Below are 16,959 nucleotides of genomic sequence, written 5' to 3'. Positions count from 1 at the left end.
AAGTAGTGTAAATTCACTACTTTTTTATTGCTCTAATTATTAAAATAAAAGAAGTGAAAGTGGGGGGAGTTTAATTTCTCAGGAAGATGAATTTCATACTATCGGACAATTATGGAATACAAAAATGCAACAACTATTAAGCGACGATATTGAAATCCATCTTGTAGAGATACCGAAATTAGTAAAACAATGGCGTGAAGAAAAAGTAAACCCTTGAGAAAATTCATTTGTTTGTTGGATGTTATTACTACCAGCGCATGGAGATGAACATTTAACTCAAACATTGTATTGGAGGGGATTGATATGAATCAAGATCCAATTTTACAAAAGACAATAAATAAATGGGAAAATATGAGCCATGATTCTTCTTTCCGAACAGCATATGAAGCTCGCGAGAAATTGCTTTTAGATGAACAAGCTAAGCTAGCACATGCAGAACAAGAGGGCATGGAAAAAGGTAAGATGCAAATGATCCGAGGAATGCATGAAATTGGTGTACCGCTTGAAACTATTGCAAAAGCAAGTAAGTTGAGTGTAGAGGAAATAGAACGTATCTTAAAATTAAAGTGAACATATATGAACCTATAGTACTCATGAATAAGAGAAAGTAGACACTCATTGTTATAGTACGTTTAATAGAAAAGCATTGCTGAACAATTCGGCAGTGCTTTTCTATATCATTTTTTGTTTTTCATGCAGAATCCCCCGTAAAATTACTTTTTGTAGTTGAAGTTTTCCGAATAATAAGTTACATTTTTAAAGTTCAAGCAACTATATGACAGTACAAAAGGGGAGAAATATTGTTATTATGCAAAAAATGAAATGGAAGAACTATTTATGTTATTTTGTTATTCTTATACTTCTTGGAACAGCGGTAACAGTCAAACCATCTATCTCAAAAGCTGAGGAACCTGATGTTAATATTACACTGTTAGGTACTGCAGATATTCATGGTAGATTTATGCCCTGGGATTATGCGCTTGATGGTGCAAATACGAGTGGAAGTTTAACGCAACTCTATACGGTTATAAAGAAGGTACGTCAGGAAAATCCAAATACCATATTAGTAGATGCTGGGGATACAATTCAAGGAAATTCAGTAGAGTTATTCAATGATCAACCACAATCGCCAATGATGGTAGCGATGAATGCAATGGGATATGATGCTTGGGCATTTGGAAATCATGAATTTAACTTTGGATTAGATACATTGAAAAAAGTTAGTGAGCAATATAAGGGCAAGACACTAGCAGGAAATATTTATAAGGAAAATGGAGAGCGTTTTCTTCCTGCATATACAATTGTTGAAAAAGGTGGAATTAAAGTCGGGATTATTGGTATGAATACACCAATGATTAGTGATTTTGAAAAAGGGACAGATCATTTGGATGGTTTAGTGGTGAAAAATCCAGTAGAAGAGACAAAGAAGGCCATTAAAGAGTTAGAAGGTAAAGTAGATGTAATGGTAGGCGTTATGCATATGGGACTAGAAAATGAGAATGGAATCCCTGGTACTGGGGTTCAAGATATTGCGAATGCTTGTCCGGAACTAAGTGCTATTTTTGCAGCCCATATGCATAAGCTTGTTAAAAAAGAAGTTGTAAATGGTGTCATTATTACAGAACCAGATAAATATGGAACACATATCTCACGTATTGACCTTACTTTTACAAAGCAAGATGGAAAGCTGGTTCTAAAAGATAAAACTGCTACCGCTATACCTGTAAAAAATAATGATGGAACAACAGTAGTATCTGATCCTACACTTGAAGACACACTGACACCTTTTCACGAGTATGCGAGGGGTGATGCAAATGTTGTAGTCGCTCAATTAAAGGGCAGAAACCTTGTTCCTGAAAATGAAATAAAGGGTATTCCAAGTGTGCAGATTCAAGAGACACCTTTATCGGATTTCTTTCATGAAGTCATGCTCTACTACAGCAAAGCAGATGTAGTCGCCCATCAAATTGATAACGATAATGCCCGTTTGGATGTAGGTCCTATTAAGAAAAAAGATATTGCATATAATTATCAATATGCTTTGGGTGAAATTACGGTATATAAGGTAACTGGGAAAGACTTAAAAGACTATATGGAATGGGCAGCGGGGTACTTTAACTCATCTCGTCCTGGAGATGTAACAGTTAGTTTTGATAAAAACCGTCGTGCATCTAAATACAGTACGAACGATTTCTTTGGAGGCGTAAAATACGAAATTGACTTAACAAAACCATATGGAAGTAGAATAACAAATTTACGTTCTATTCGTACAAATAAACCAATCAAAACGAACGATGTTATGACGTTGGGAATGAATGCATATAGAATGGAGGCTCTTCAGGCAAAAGGTGGAGCTTTAGAGGGGCGTAAGTTTGAACAAATTTGGTCATCTAAACAAGAGAATGCATTCGGGGAAACTGGTGGAACCATTCGTAACCTTGCTATTACATATTTAAAAGAGGTAAAGAACGGTGTTTACACACCAAAAGTTATGCATAATTGGAAAATTACTGGTGTGAATACACATTCTTCAGAGCATAAGGCTGTAGTGGATCTAGTGAATAAAGGGATATTAGAAATTCCAAAAACTGAAGATGGAAAATATACAAATATAGCCTCTATAAATACTAAAGATTCAATTACAAAAGAAGAGATTGTAGCACTCTCACAAAAAGCAAATATTAATCCAAATCAGTTTAAGCATATAAAAACGAAAGGTGAATTTTACAAAAAACTTAGTAAAAGTGTGAAAAAAATATAAGAAAAATGACTCTGGTGCAAAAAAATTTAAATATAAAATAGTGATTTTTCTAAGTAGTAGATTTAAATTTTTAACTGGAATTGTAAATATATATAAACGAGCACCCTATCCCCATACATGGCGATAGGGTGCTCGTTTTCTATTTATGTATAGAAAAACTTGTCTACTTTTAGACTGTCATCCTACACACAATTATAGTAACGTGAATAGTCCGAAACAAATCTGTTTCGGACTGAGGGTTCAATATTTTATCCACTTTATTCAACGTTTTTATATTTATAGTTAGAATTTTCTGTTTTTTTATAGGTAAGAAAACTGGATTACTTTATTTAATAGATACTCCACCAGAGACACTCAGTTTTGTTGGTGCTGGCGTATCTCCACCATTAAATGAAGATTGTTGTGATACATTTAAACTAATCATACTACAAGCTAATGTACTTACTATTATCGTACTGAATAACACTTTTTTTATTTTTTTCATTACTTTAACGCTCCTTTTCTTAAATGTTTCTTATCAGCATGATTGCTAATATAGAAATACTTGCTCGCTTTAACATGATTATTTGCCTCGTAAAATTGTAGTGCTAAAATCTCTGCATATTCTTTTACACAATCCCACATTTCCTCTTTTTCAAAATAAGAAATGGCATCAGTAACTACTTTTTCTAGTTTAATTCTAGGCAGTTCTGTGATTAGTTCATTTAAAACTGCGAAACGGTGTTTATATTCTTCATTTCCTGACTCATTTGAATATTTCATTCCTTGCTCGATATATGCTCTTGCTGTTTCAACGCCTTCTAACTTATAATATGCTCTTGCTAAGACAAATAATGCTTTAAAATGGTTCGGTATGGTATTTATAATTTCAGAACTCTGTCTAATCGCTAATGGATATAAATCTTGAATATTATATAACCAGCCTAAATTGGATCGTACTCGTAATAATAATTGTTCTTCATCATACTTCTTAAAAACATCAATGACCATATTGAGACATTCTTCCGCTCTTTCAAATTCTCTTAGATCTATACAAGCCAGTCCATATACATTGTCGCACAAAGCGATATTAATTTTATAGCCTACATGATTTAAATATATTTCTTTGGCTTTTACTGCATGTTGAATCGCTTCAAATGGTTGATAAGATTGATAACAGTATGTTGAAAATCTATACTCAAACTCAGCTTTTTCTATTTCGTCAGGTATATCTTTTAAAAGTCCTTCCGCCTTTTCATAGTGTGCTTTTGCCTCAGTATAATTTGCTATAATCGTAGAGTGGATTGCCTTAAAGAAATAATAATAGTAAGCTAAAAATGAAAATTCCTCTTTAATATGAGGTAGTTTTTCTATTTGATTAAAAGAATCTTTTGTAATACTCATTCCATCTACCAAAACTTTATATCTAAAATTCAGTAGGGAATAATAGAATAATACATATTGGTCTGTTTCTATTCCTTTTAAACTTTCTTTTACTTTTAGATATGTTTGTTTTGCTTCTACTACATGATATAAACGAATTTCTTCATACCATTCATGTAATAATTCCATCAATTGTTTATTACTTTTTTCTTGAACAGTCATAATATCCCCCATTTCTCTGTAAAGGCTTATTCTGATAATAACAGGAATTCGATAAATTAAATTTAATCACGATTTTTTTCATAAATATACAGAATATTCTGAATTTATAAGTTGTCCATACTTTTAAATTTGAAAAGTATAGGTAAGGTAGTACAAGTTTCGTTAATGTATTTTTTGATTTTTTTACAGTTTTCTATTAAATACTTCTTATGAGAGGGAGCGTAGGTTTTTGATAAGTATCATAGGAAGCGTAACTTTTCATAAAATGTAGGTTTATAATTCCGCTAAGTAATTATCATAATGAGAGTATACAGATGTATCAAACGAAACTTTTATTTAATCAAATATGATTTTATACTTTCTTAGTTTTGGTTAGGGAAATTTATATACTTTAAAGTAAAGAGCTTTATTTTATAAAGGGGGGAATTTTTGGGGTTATAACTCATGATCTTTTGATCTAAATTTATTTTAAGTGTTGAAAGATTTGTAAAAAATACTTTACGAATTGTAAAAAATAAATTACAATTTTTCTGAGAGGTGTTCCTATTGTTACATAATAGAATTGTAGTTTGTCGAGCAGAAAAAGGTTGGACTCAAGAAGAATTGGCAAAAAGGGTTGGTGTTAGTCGACAAACTATCGCTACTCTTGAAAAGAATAAATATAATCCTTCTCTAATTCTTGCCTTTAAAATCGCAAATGTATTTGAAAAGCCGATAACTGACGTGTTTGATTATCAGGAGGAGTGAGTCATATGTTGTGGTTAAAAATTTTATTTTTAGTTGTAATATTCATTAGTCAGATGTACGTAATACAATTTCAGTCCAGTGATGAAGCAAAAGACGAAAGAGGGAGAGAAATTCAATATAAAACAAATAATGTGTTGTACAATATCTTATCTGTAGGTATCATTGCCATTTTTATTTTTCAATCAGTAGAAATAATTTCTTTAGAATTTCTACCTGATTTATTATTATATTTTGTGCTTTCATTAAGTGTACTTGGCAGTCTTATTATATTTATCAATAGACACAGCAAAAATTACTAATATAGTGTATTTGATTATGATGAAAGTAGAATGATAACGATGTACAAACTGTATTAGAATGGATATTTATATGGCAGAGGTAGAATAAGGGGACTTTCAGAATTGAAAAGTATGAATGTTGTGTAAAAGGAATGTAAATTTTTGAAAATATAAAAAATGTATAGTAAATTGAAGGTGTATGCTAGATTATAATGAACAAGAAGTCGGGGGGTTCTGATTCTTGGTGATTGATAGGTCGTAAGGTCATAAAAAGTCTTGGTTTGGTCGCCAAGGCTTTTTTTATGCTGTATTCAGGCATAAAAACCTTGTATATCTCGAATAATTTGCCAAGCTGCAGTACGGGCTTTGTTTTTTCAATTGTAAAAACATATTTGACTTACATGGCGCGAAGTATGGTGTAACTAATACCGAGAATGGGGTAGCGTTCTACTTTGCTTAGAGAAATGGGATATAGAGTAGTGAAGTGTGATAGAAGTGATAAAGATCTTACTGAAGTGTTAAAGGGGATTTACATTCATTTAGAGTATTTAAAAAAAGGTGTAAAGTCAAATTCTATGGCTTCGCACCTTTTTATTTAACTTGGACTTTGTTTAAGCCCGTTAATATGTTCATTTTTAAGCGTTTATTGCATTTAAAATTGAAACTTTATTTGTTGTAAATAATACATAATTTTGTTTTACCGTTTTGATTACAATACGATCCGTTGTTCCATATGCAGTGCCAATACGGATTGCACTAGTATCTTCAATACCCGCATAGGTACCATCTTCAGTAACCTCAATTACATCACGTAATGGAATCGTAATCTTCGCCAATTGCCATGAAATTATTAACTCTTCTTTTGTTTTTTTTACATCAATACCTAGCATTATACCAAGACCTTTCTATAATAGAATGCTACACTTCTAATCTTATTATACAAATTTTTAGATTAAATTTCCATATGTAGGAATAGAATTGGTTTCTACGTGTTAGTATCTTTAGTGTGTCAAACGAATAGGAGGATATACTGTCTTTCTGTTAAGAAATATGTTAAGAACAAAAGTTCACTTCGAATTAATATGAATTTGATATGGTTGTAGTATTATGAACGAGAAACATTAAGAGTGGCAGGAAGGAAATGAATAATGAGAATTAAATTAGTAGGGATTTTTACTTGTATGATTATAATACTAGGTATCTTTATCTTTTACACCAATCAATCTCTTGGTAAAGAACCAAAAAAGACAAACTATGAAACTCGTGAAAACTCCATAAATAGAGAGAAAAATGGTACTTCAAATAACATAGCAAGTTCTTTTGCTAGTATACAGGCTGTAGTTAATAAGGAATATGGATTGCCTGAAGACTATAAACCGGAGGATTTAGTTGTACCAAATGTACCATTCTCATTCAGTGGGATGTTAGAAAAGAGTTACCTTCGTAAAGAGGCAGCAGAAGCACTAGAAAAGTTATTTGATTTAGCAAAGAAAGAAGGAATCCAGTTAAATGCTGTTTCAGGGTTTCGCTCCTATGATTATCAAAAAACCCTGTATGCAAACAACGTGAAAAGAAAAGGACAAGAGCATACTGATCGCTTCTCGGCAAAACCCGGACATAGTGAACATCAAACAGGATTAACGATGGATGTTTCTTCTAAAAGTGCAAATAATGAGCTAGAGCTAACTTTTGCGAATACGAAAGAAGGAAAATGGCTGAAAGAAAATGCACATCGTGCAGGATTTATTATCCGTTACCCAAAAGGTAAAGAGAGTATTACTGGATACGCTTATGAACCGTGGCATATTCGCTACGTAGGGGATATTTCTGAAAGTATATATAAGAAAAAATTGACTTTAGAAGAATATATGAATCTGTGAAAATAGAATTGAAGAATTAAATTGGTTTGCGATAGCAGTAAAATTGTAAAAGATAGAGGTATGAAATAAGATATTTCTTAATGCTTTTAAAGGGTATGTCATGGAATTGTAAACGATACTACTATTTTAGAGATGAAAGATAGCGAGTAATATCTTTACAGTAATGTGAGATGTAAGATCTTGCGTCAGGTACAGAACGACAAGTATTAGGTTAATATATGATGGAAATCAGAGAGCAACGAAAAAGAATATAAATATTACGTATTCAGTTTTTTACTAAATAATAGGGCATCATTCTAATTAGAATAATGCCCTATTATTTTTAGTATAATCTATTGAAGTACTTTTTCAATTTTAGGCATTACAGCAATTGGTGGTAAAGATTTGGTCCATGCAGCAGCATAAACATTTAACTGTTCACCTATAGTGTAATTTTCACCATCTGAAATAGGAACCCTTAAAATCTTATTTTGATTTACTAACTCCCACCAATCACTTTGGTAAGCGAGAGCTTCATCTTTTGTAGATGTAGAAGCAACCACTAAATAATTGTTTTCTACTGAAATGACATATCCGGTAAAAGGATCTTGTTCTTGTTTATGAATAGAATAAATAGGTGCAGTGCTTACAGACGCCTTATTAGAATCTGCAAATGCCGGTGTTAATCCGAAAGTAAATCCACATCCTAATGTTAAAGCTGTTACGGTTGTTACTAATTTTTGTTTTTTTGTAAACATAATATATATCCCCCTTATATTTTATCCTACACTAGCCATTTTCAAGTTCTATGCATATAAAGCCTTTTAATATTAAGATATTTAACCGATCTGTCACAAATATTCCATAAATGTTAAATATATCTATTTATGGAAGTGAATTTGTGTTATAATTCACTAGGTGAAATATTATTATTACATTCATCCCCTGATGAATGTATACCCTTCCTTAATTGTAAATATGTTTGATTTTATTGGTGAAGAGGGAGGAAATCCCTCTTCTTTTTTGTTCCGTCTAAAGTTCGAAGGTGCCTTGAGCAATAAAATTTGATTTTTTTAAAACAGATGAATTACACGCGTTCACTTTATTTAGAAGTGAGAGTGGGGTAGTTAAAAGAAAGAAGGGGAAATTAAGCTCTGTCTATTGATAAAAATTTATAGAAATAAAACTAGGATGTTACTATTGGACAGGGAGTAAATCACGATTAATATACTAGGTATTACGAGTACGATAGAAAATATATAACTTCATAAAAAGAACTCCTATGTTACTTAGGAGTTCTTTTCGGATGAAGTTAACAAATTTATAGAATGTTGAACATTAGTTTGTTTTTTCAACAATAGGAGAAATAGCCTTCGCAGGAACACCAGCAAGTAAAATAGGGCTAAACTCAAAAGATGCAGCATAAACGTTCACCGTATCACCGATTATAATATCTTGTAATACTTCGGTTGAAGTTTCAACTTCATAAGTTATGTTGTTACTTGAAACTAAGATTGAATTATCAGATTTCCCTGTAACATTTCCTTTGATTTTTTTGTATTGATTCTCTAAAATATTTTGTTCATTTCCTTTTTGAATAATCGCGTTTCTTGCATCGAAAGGTAAGTCCATTAGAAGAATAGGGGCCATTTCAAATGCTTGAGCATAAACATTTACTGTATCGCCTATCTGAATGTTTGGTAATACTTTTGGATTAACATGGGCAAGAATGGTTTGATTTTCACTTGAAATTTCTAAGCTATCTTCGGATTTTTTTGTCACTGTACCAGAACGTTTTTTTAGTTGTGCTAAGAGTTTTTGTTCTTTATCTTTACTCATTACATGGTTTTCTTGTTGTTTGTTAGATTCTTCGTTTATTTTAGAAATAGAACTTACATCAGTGTAAAATACAGTTTGTCCATAGATTTTTTGATGTTTCCATTGATCTTTGTTAGCAACTTTAACTTTGTCTCCGTTTTTAAAATTAGAGTTACTACCATTCGGGAAGTCTATAGTAACTTCTTGATTATTTCCATTAGCATTTTTATATGCAACAGTCACATAATAAGAATCTGCATCATTTATTACACCAACTACAGCATTTTCTTCTTTCTTTGTTTGGTGGTCGATTTGATCAGACTTTGCAATAAATTGTGCAGCCTCTGCACGGGTAATTGGTCTATTAGGGGACCAGTTTTCTCCATCTTCAGTGCCCTTAGAAATTTCTGTTTGTATTAAAATATTGGCATATCTTTCTCCCCAATGCCCTTTTAAATCCTCAAATGTAGTTATACTATTTTTAGTAACTTTATTTTCTAATTTATAAGCATTTGCCACCATTGAAGCCATGGATGCACGATTAATCAAACCTGTTGGAAGGAAGTTACCATTTCCATCTCCTTTAATAACACCTGCTTTTTCAACAGCTGCAATGTAAGGTGCTGCCCAATGGTTTTGAGCATCTCGGAAAGATGGTTTAGCATTCTTATTAATTTCTAATCCAAGCATTATAGCCATTATTTTGGCAGCTGAACCGCGGTCAATTGTTTCAGCAGGAGCAAAAGTACCATCGGGTTTTCCATGTAATGCGCCTTTTTCAACTAGGTAATTTACAGAAGGGCTTGCCCAATTTGGGACATCTGGAAATTTATGAGTATTTGCAAATGCACTAGATGAGTAGGATAGTAGACTTCCAGCAAGAATTCCTGTAGCAATTAATTTGTATTTCAAAATGTAACACTCCTAAAAATTATTACAGCTTGGTAAATCTATCATTTATAGTTAAACTCATAAGTAATATGACCTAGTTTAATAGATTGGGTTGATATTATCAATATATTACAGGTAAATAATATATTGTTGATTAAAACTATTATTTCGAAAAGAATTCACAGACATACACTTGTAGTAAGGGAATATTTAATATATTTACCAAGCTTGTGTAACCAGTATAGTTACTTATATATACGAGTGTCAATTAAAAAAGAATTACATTTTTGTAAGATAACCATGTTAATAATATAGTAAGTAATTATTATATAAGGTGAATAATTACTCATTATAATAACTATAAGGATAGATTAAATAAAGAGGGATGTTTAGCGTTATTTACCAGTTATTTATTGTGGTTTTTATTTTCGTTGGACTTCTATTATTATTTGTATTATTTGGTCATCATACTGCGGGGTTTTTAAATTTAAACAGTCACGGTGGCCTCTTACCAAATGGTGCAACAGGTTTAATTATATCTATGTTGGTCGTTATAAATTAATTATTGAAGATAATAAACTTGTTTTTAATCCTATGTAATGAGAGGGCTCTCTAGATAAAAAAATTTACTTCGTGAAAAAGTTACTTGCTATATTATTAACCTTATTACCTTACAAAAGTGTAATGATCTTTTTGTTGACGTTCTTTAAAATCTGTAACTATAATGATTACACGCTAATTGATAATGAGAATCAGTTGGTGAATAGATGTGATTGGAGATGTTTTTAGTATATGAAAAAAGTCATTTTAGCTGGTGCATTAGGAATTGCAGCATTTACAGGAAGCAATATACCAGGATTAGATTCACTAACAGCAAGTGCAGCTGTACAAGAGTTCAACACTACAGTTGAGGGGAAAGTAATAGAAGTACAGTCAAATTATTTTATCATTGAAAGTAAAGAATTAAATGAAAATGTAACTATTTATACTGATTTTCAAGCAAATGCAAAACCAGGTGAATATGTAAAAGTAAATAGTAATGGTCTATTACTTCAAAACGCATTTACTACAAGCTTAACGGCTAATTCTGTTGAGCATTTTGAATTAGCTCCTGGAAACTATGAGAAATATACAGTAGGGCATGTAAGTGAAGTTTCTTCTAATGAGTTATTAGTTACATATATAGATAATAACGGAAATTCAGAGGATCTTTGTGTACCTCTAAAAAAAACTCATAACTTTAAAGTTAATAACTTAGTGAAAGTAGAAAGTGATTTTTGGGCGAGATCCATACCACCTATAGCTGTAAATGCAAAAGTAGAAAAAGTTAAAACGCAAATTAATGATTATAGTACTAGTACTAAGTCTTTAGAAAAAGAAGGTACAACATTGAAACCAGGAATGTATGAAAAAGAAGATGGTCAACCTAATTTTGTAATCGGAGAAATTACAAAATTAGACAAAGATTATACTGATTATGTAGCTGTCAAGTACCCTTCTAAAAATGGGAAAAATGATGTTGTTTATGTGGATTTAACACAAGGTCAACATTTTAATATAGGTGATATGGTTCGAGTAGATTTTCATGATGGATCTAATTTCCATGGAATCGATAAAACAACGTATGACCATATCCAGAAAATTAACGATAAAATTAAACAGAATACAAATGAAGAGCAATGGGTTTGGTCTTGATTTTAATAAAATAAAATTATCCATCTATAATGTATATACCAATTCAAAAAGTCTTGTAATATGTTACAAGGCTTTTTTGAATTAGTTACTTTAAAACATTATCTTCTGGTTCATTTTTATTAGCTGCTTGCAAAAATGTTATATTTCTGTCGTGGACACCCATTCATATAAGTAACTATAATAGCTACATCAATTGGGTATATGTTACATTTATATAATTTCTCAGAGATACATATTTATATAATGATTTTCCTGTTTATATTCTTTTGACTGGAAAGTCTATACATACACTTAATTTCGTAAATTTTTTTTATAGAGATATAAAAACTTTTTTGTTGCTAATTATTCATCTTATGTAATAATTAGTCACTACATTATTAATATGGTTACCTTACAAAAATGTAAGATTTGTTTGATTGACACTCGTACATATAAGTAACTATACTGGTTACACGAGCTTGGTAAATATATTAAATATTCCCTTACTACAAGTGTATGTCTGTGAATTCTTTTCGAAATAATAGTTTTAATCAACAATATATTATTTACCTGTAATATATTGATAATATCAACCCAATCTATTAAACTAGGTCATATTACTTATGAGTTTAACTATAAATGATAGATTTACCAAGCTGTAATAATTTTTAGGAGTGTTACATTTTGAAATACAAATTAATTGCTACAGGAATTCTTGCTGGAAGTCTACTATCCTATTCTTCTGGTATTTTTGCAGATACTCATAAATTCCCAGATGTTCCTGCATGGGCTGACAAATCCGTTAATTATTTAGTTGATAAACAGGTATTGAATGGTTATCCAGATGGAACTTTTGGTTCTAGCGCTACATTAGATAGAGCTTCTGCAGCAACCATTATGACAAAAGTTCTAGGTATACAAGTTGATACAAGTGCAAAACCTTCTTTTACAGATTCTCAAAATCATTGGGCAAGCCCTTATATTGCGGCTGCTGAAAAAGCAGGAATTATAAAAGGTGAAGGGAATGGATTATTTAATCCTTCTGGAAAAGTTACTCGTGCTGCAATGGCAACAATGTTAGTAAATGCATATAAGCTACAAGATAGAACAAATAGTAATGGGCAAAGTAAATTTGATGATTTAAAAGGACATTGGGGTGAAAAATTCGCCAATATTTTAATTGATTTAAAGATTTCTGTTGGTACTGATAATGGTTGGCAACCAAATAAATTCATAACACGTGCAGAAGCTGCACAACTTACTGCCAAAACAGATACCCTTCAATCCAGTCCGAAAAACCCTTTAGAAAGTAAAACAATCATTATTGATCCTGGACATGGTGGTGCAGATCCTGGAAAGCCCACAAAAGGATTGTCAGAAAGTAAAATCGTATTAGATACTTCTTTACGCCTACAACAATTGCTTGAAAAGCATACACCATTTACAGTTTTACTAACACGTGAATCTGATACTAGGCCTGGACATGACCAAAAAAGCTCTTTACAGGAACGTGTTAAATTTGCTAAGCAAAATGAGGGTGATATCTTTATAAGCATTCATGCAAATGCTTTTAATGGTAATGCAAAGGGGACAGAAACATACTACTATAATTCTTCTGAATCCGAAAAAACAAATCCTCATGTAGAAGAAAGCCGTGTTTTAGCGGAAAAAATTCAAACACGTTTAGTAGAGGCTCTTCAAACGCGTGATAGAGGCGTTAAACATGGAGATCTTCATGTTATAAGAGAAAACGATATGCCAGCTGTGTTAACGGAATTGGCTTTTATAGATAATGGTATCGATTACAGTAAACTATCTACAGCAAACGGCAGACAGATTGCAGCAGAAGCTATTTATGAAGGGGTTTTAGATTATTACGAATGGAAAGGAAATAATGTATCTGAATATAGATTATGATAAGCAAAAGAAGATTTAGCAATTCTAGTAATAAGTAATTTATAAATTGCTAAAGTATAGTTTTGTTATTTGTAATGATTTTTAGTTTTATAGTGTATACTGGCGCCGACTTATTAAGAATTATAAATAAGTCGGTGTTTTAGTTAGAGTCCTTCATGAGTCTATAAAAAGTTATGGACAAAAAAAGATGAATAGTTCGACTAACAATAAGTTATTTTGAAAGAAATCTTTTGAAATGGACATAATAGAAATAATAATTAGAAACAAATTTAATAAAAAATGATGAAAGACTTAAGAAGGTGAATATATTGCGTAAACATTCACATGTGCATTTTTATGTATTGATATTGGCTCTAATAGCTTATTTAAGCTTTTGCTTTATATTTTTATTTGTTTTTCCGAATCAGTATTTTGTATCAGATTTTAATATACGATTCTCATCTTTAGTTGTTGAAACTATTGTACTTATTTCATTACTCTATTCTATAGTATCCAGAAAAGTTAAGTTAGGAGTGTTTTGGGCTAGTATTACTATTGCAATAGGGTGTTTCTTGATAGGGAATTTTATATCTGCTTTTCAAGTATTTAATGTAGAATTACCAATACAAAATTTTAATATCTCTGATGTATTTTTGTTGTTTTTCTTATTCTTCTTTCTCTTTGCGTTCTTTTATAAAATCATGATGGAATGTAACAAATGGGAGAAAGCGTATTTAATTTGTGATTTATGTATTGTTGTTACTGCTATTTTCACCTTAGAGTGGTACCTATTTAATAAACCTTCTGCAAATATTTTATTCTTATCAATTGGAGATGTTTTTCTTTCATTTATTTTCCCGATTATAGATCTATTGCTTCTTTTACTAGGAGTTAGCCTTATCTTTCGACCAGCAATTTTTAATGCGAAAAGTAAATTATTTATTTTCATCTTAGTATTAACTGGATTGTCTATTACGGACTATTTATATTTCTATTTACAAGATGATTTATCACATCGTTCACTCATATTATTAAGGTGTTTGTATAGAGTTTTTCTATTATTTATTGCCATTGCCGCTACTATCCCAAGGAATGCATCTTCTAGAAGAAATTATTTTATTATTAATCCGACATTTGGAAAGAAACTTCTTGTCATATTTCCTTATCTTGCAGTTGCAATCTTAATTGGTTTTACTTTAAAAGAGCAAACTTCTTCAGCTACACTGATTACGGGCAATTGTATTGCCTTTGTATTTGTACTGATTCGTCATACAATTGTACGAATGCAAAACAAAGATTTAACCGAAACATTAAAAGTGTTTAATAATCAATTAGAGCAAAAAGTATCTCAAAGAACAGCGGATTTAATAAAAAAATCTAATGATTTGGTGAAAAATCAAGAGAGGTTTAAGTCCTTATATGAGTACCACCCAGATCCTATTTTAACGATTGATTCAAATGGTACCATTTTAAATATAAACCAGTCTGGAAGTATATTATTAGGGAAAGACAGTGCTGCATTAATAGGAAAAGAGTGCTTCTCTATTTTTTTTGATGAAGATAAATCTGAATTGGAATCGGCTATAAAGAAAGGGAAACGATGTAGTTCATCTTCGTTACAGTTACGTGTGAAAAATAACAATGAGAAGGATATACTTTTTTGGTATGTCACTATAGTTCCTATTATGATAGAAGGACAACCCTTTGGGAGCTATGTAATGGTAAAAGACATAACGAGGATGAAACAACAACAGGAAGAGATAAATTATCTTGCATTCCATGATACGGTGACGGAGATTGGAAATCGTATATTCTTTCAACAAGAATTAGATAGATCCATTAAGCGTGCACAAAAAACAAAGGATAAGTTTGGCCTCTTGTATATAGATTTAAATCGTTTTAAGACTATTAATGATACACTGGGTCATTCGATTGGTGACAGGGTTTTAAAAGAAGTTGCTAAACGTTTTAGGACATGTCTGTCACCGCCTATTCCTCTAGCAAGAATAGGTGGAGATGAGTTTGCAATCATTGTCCATAACCACACGGAACAGCAGCTATTGGATTTGTGTAAAAATCTATTTCGTATAACTGATGAACCATTTGTAGTAAATTATCATAGTTTTTACTTATCTCTTAGTATAGGAATAGCAGTGTATCCGTTTGGAGGAATAAATACTAATACACTTTTACAACACGCTGATATCGCTATGTATAGTGCAAAGGAAAAAGGTAATAATGCTGTTTGTATGTATGACGAGACATTATCTCAAAAAGTAACTCGTCGATTACGATTAGAACAGGATTTACCAAATGCAATTGAAAATAATGAATTGTTTTTATTGTATCAACCACAAATTGATAGTAAGGAAGGAAAGGTTATTGGTGCAGAGGCTTTAATACGTTGGCAACATCCAGAGCTTGGGCTGATTTCTCCTTTTGAGTTTATACCTATAGCAGAAGAAACGTCGCAGATTATTTCAATTGGGAAGTGGACGTTACAGAAAGCGTGTCAACAACTGAAAGAATGGCATTCTATGGGCTTTTCAAATCTAAAGATGGGGATAAATTTATCAGCTATAGAGTTTGAACAGAAAGATTTTGTTCAAACGATTATTTCTACTATAGAAGAAATAGGAGTACCAGCTAACTTGATTGATTTGGAATTAACAGAGCGAATTGCCATGGTAGATGAGAAAGAAACTTTATCGAAGTTAAAAGCCTTAAAATCATATGGTGTACATTTATCAATTGATGATTTTGGTACAGGATATTCTTCATTAGCGTATCTACCTTTGTATCCAATTGATACTTTGAAAATTCCAAGAGAATTTGTGAATAGAATTGGAACTTCAAATGATGGAGATGAAATTATTCAAACAATTATTTCGTTAGCCCATACTTTAAATATGAAAGTAATAGCAGAAGGGATAGAAACGAAGGAGCAATTAACAGTGTTACAACAAAATGCATGTTATCTAATTCAAGGTTATTACTACAGTAAGCCTGTAAATGAAGATGAATTTATTAATTTTTTAAATACGACACAAAATATATAAGTCCCAAAAAATATATGAATTAAAGTGAGAAGACGTTCTACTCATATGGAGTAGAACGTTTTTCTTATGTTTACTTTCAGAAGGTATGCAGTTAAGTTTCTGTTTTTGAGAGTAAATTTAGTATCCATATTCTCATTATTAGATTTGTTTTGAACTACACGCTTATTTAAGTGAATAAAAGTTAGAATAGTTAAGGAAAAGGATAATTTTGTTCTCAATTAACATAATTTTCAAAAATAAAATCTGCGGATGTTAAGATTTGTTATATAATATAGTTGTCAAAGTACTACCCCTGTAGTTTCTATGATGAATTGGTAAGATAGTTTGTTTGTCCCATATATTCACGTGATATAAAAAAACTTGTAGAGATTCCTGCAAGTTCTTTTTTTAAG

General features: G+C 31.3%; 12 protein-coding genes and 1 pseudogene. 8 read left to right on the top strand and 5 right to left on the bottom strand.

The window, feature by feature from the left end:
• Nucleotides 1–70: 70 nt before the first annotated feature.
• Nucleotides 71–570 (top strand): annotated as a pseudogene (locus tag MR083_RS02000) (Rpn family recombination-promoting nuclease/putative transposase); the annotation flags it as partial.
• A gap of 238 nt (nucleotides 571–808) precedes the next feature.
• Nucleotides 809–2,761: a bifunctional metallophosphatase/5'-nucleotidase gene (locus MR083_RS01995; RefSeq protein WP_242268372.1), complete on the top strand. Its 1,953-nt coding sequence runs from the start codon at nucleotides 809–811 to the stop codon at nucleotides 2,759–2,761.
• A gap of 325 nt (nucleotides 2,762–3,086) precedes the next feature.
• Here the strand turns inward: MR083_RS01995 and MR083_RS01990 are convergent, their stop codons facing one another.
• Both MR083_RS01990 and MR083_RS01985 read right to left on the bottom strand, forming a co-directional pair.
• Nucleotides 3,087–3,245: a Phr family secreted Rap phosphatase inhibitor gene (locus MR083_RS01990; protein ID WP_000721405.1), complete on the bottom strand. Its 159-nt coding sequence runs from the start codon at nucleotides 3,243–3,245 to the stop codon at nucleotides 3,087–3,089.
• Entirely contained in the window at nucleotides 3,245–4,345 is a 1,101-nt protein-coding gene (locus MR083_RS01985; RefSeq protein ID WP_000217985.1) for a response regulator aspartate phosphatase, read from the bottom strand. The genes MR083_RS01990 and MR083_RS01985 overlap by 1 nt, the downstream gene beginning before the upstream one ends.
• 546 nt (nucleotides 4,346–4,891) lie before the next feature.
• Here MR083_RS01985 and MR083_RS01980 point away from each other — a divergent pair.
• Nucleotides 4,892–5,092: a helix-turn-helix transcriptional regulator gene (locus MR083_RS01980; protein WP_000903071.1), complete on the top strand. Its 201-nt coding sequence runs from the start codon at nucleotides 4,892–4,894 to the stop codon at nucleotides 5,090–5,092.
• A 5-nt stretch (nucleotides 5,093–5,097) separates the two neighbouring features.
• A complete protein-coding gene (locus MR083_RS01975) occupies nucleotides 5,098–5,391 on the top strand; it encodes a hypothetical protein (RefSeq protein WP_000964481.1) in 294 nt (97 codons plus the stop codon).
• Between the two features lie 614 nt (nucleotides 5,392–6,005).
• On the opposite strand, the gene MR083_RS01970 is transcribed toward MR083_RS01975, so the two are convergent.
• On the bottom strand, nucleotides 6,006–6,260 hold the full coding sequence (locus MR083_RS01970) for a SunI/YnzG family protein (RefSeq protein WP_139869114.1): 255 nt from the start codon (nucleotides 6,258–6,260) through the stop codon (nucleotides 6,006–6,008).
• A gap of 258 nt (nucleotides 6,261–6,518) precedes the next feature.
• On the opposite strand from MR083_RS01970, the gene MR083_RS01965 reads away from it, so the two are divergent.
• Nucleotides 6,519–7,250: a M15 family metallopeptidase gene (locus MR083_RS01965; protein WP_242268370.1), complete on the top strand. Its 732-nt coding sequence runs from the start codon at nucleotides 6,519–6,521 to the stop codon at nucleotides 7,248–7,250.
• A gap of 332 nt (nucleotides 7,251–7,582) precedes the next feature.
• Here the strand turns inward: MR083_RS01965 and MR083_RS01960 are convergent, their stop codons facing one another.
• Together MR083_RS01960 and MR083_RS01955 are read right to left on the bottom strand one after the other, a co-directional pair.
• Nucleotides 7,583–7,987 (bottom strand): DUF3221 domain-containing protein, encoded by a 405-nt coding sequence (locus MR083_RS01960; protein WP_242268368.1) that lies wholly within the window; start codon nucleotides 7,985–7,987, stop codon nucleotides 7,583–7,585.
• Between the two features lie 580 nt (nucleotides 7,988–8,567).
• The gene (locus tag MR083_RS01955) at nucleotides 8,568–9,959 is read right to left on the bottom strand and encodes an S-layer homology domain-containing protein (protein ID WP_242268366.1); all 1,392 of its coding nucleotides are present in this window, start codon (nucleotides 9,957–9,959) and stop codon (nucleotides 8,568–8,570) included.
• A gap of 771 nt (nucleotides 9,960–10,730) precedes the next feature.
• Here MR083_RS01955 and MR083_RS01945 point away from each other — a divergent pair.
• From MR083_RS01945 to MR083_RS01935, 3 genes are all read left to right on the top strand, one after another.
• Nucleotides 10,731–11,633 (top strand): hypothetical protein, encoded by a 903-nt coding sequence (locus MR083_RS01945; RefSeq protein ID WP_087952292.1) that lies wholly within the window; start codon nucleotides 10,731–10,733, stop codon nucleotides 11,631–11,633.
• 663 nt (nucleotides 11,634–12,296) lie between these two features.
• Nucleotides 12,297–13,529, top strand: a complete 1,233-nt coding sequence (locus tag MR083_RS01940) for an N-acetylmuramoyl-L-alanine amidase (RefSeq protein ID WP_242268364.1) — start codon at nucleotides 12,297–12,299, stop codon at nucleotides 13,527–13,529.
• A gap of 308 nt (nucleotides 13,530–13,837) precedes the next feature.
• Nucleotides 13,838–16,567: a sensor domain-containing protein gene (locus tag MR083_RS01935; RefSeq protein WP_242268362.1), complete on the top strand. Its 2,730-nt coding sequence runs from the start codon at nucleotides 13,838–13,840 to the stop codon at nucleotides 16,565–16,567.
• The last annotated feature ends 392 nt before the right edge of the window (nucleotides 16,568–16,959 follow it).

This window comes from Bacillus cereus group sp. BfR-BA-01408, assembly GCF_022663305.1.
In the GTDB taxonomy this organism is placed as follows: Bacteria; Bacillota; Bacilli; order Bacillales; family Bacillaceae_G; genus Bacillus_A; species Bacillus_A pacificus.
The sequence above is the reverse complement of the archived record's forward strand: the minus strand, read 5'-3'. Positions and strand labels throughout refer to the sequence as shown.

Excerpts from the sequence above, each read along its gene's own strand:
- MR083_RS01995 (WP_242268372.1), top strand. The coding sequence starts at position 809 with ATGCAAAAAATGAAATGGAAGAACTATTTATGTTATTTTGTTATTCTT.
- MR083_RS01990 (WP_000721405.1), bottom strand. The coding sequence starts at position 3,245 with ATGAAAAAAATAAAAAAAGTGTTATTCAGTACGATAATAGTAAGTACA.
- MR083_RS01985 (WP_000217985.1), bottom strand. The coding sequence starts at position 4,345 with ATGACTGTTCAAGAAAAAAGTAATAAACAATTGATGGAATTATTACAT.
- MR083_RS01975 (WP_000964481.1), top strand. The coding sequence starts at position 5,098 with ATGTTGTGGTTAAAAATTTTATTTTTAGTTGTAATATTCATTAGTCAG.
- MR083_RS01970 (WP_139869114.1), bottom strand. The coding sequence starts at position 6,260 with ATGCTAGGTATTGATGTAAAAAAAACAAAAGAAGAGTTAATAATTTCA.
- MR083_RS01965 (WP_242268370.1), top strand. The coding sequence starts at position 6,519 with ATGAGAATTAAATTAGTAGGGATTTTTACTTGTATGATTATAATACTA.
- MR083_RS01960 (WP_242268368.1), bottom strand. The coding sequence starts at position 7,987 with ATGTTTACAAAAAAACAAAAATTAGTAACAACCGTAACAGCTTTAACA.
- MR083_RS01945 (WP_087952292.1), top strand. The coding sequence starts at position 10,731 with ATGAAAAAAGTCATTTTAGCTGGTGCATTAGGAATTGCAGCATTTACA.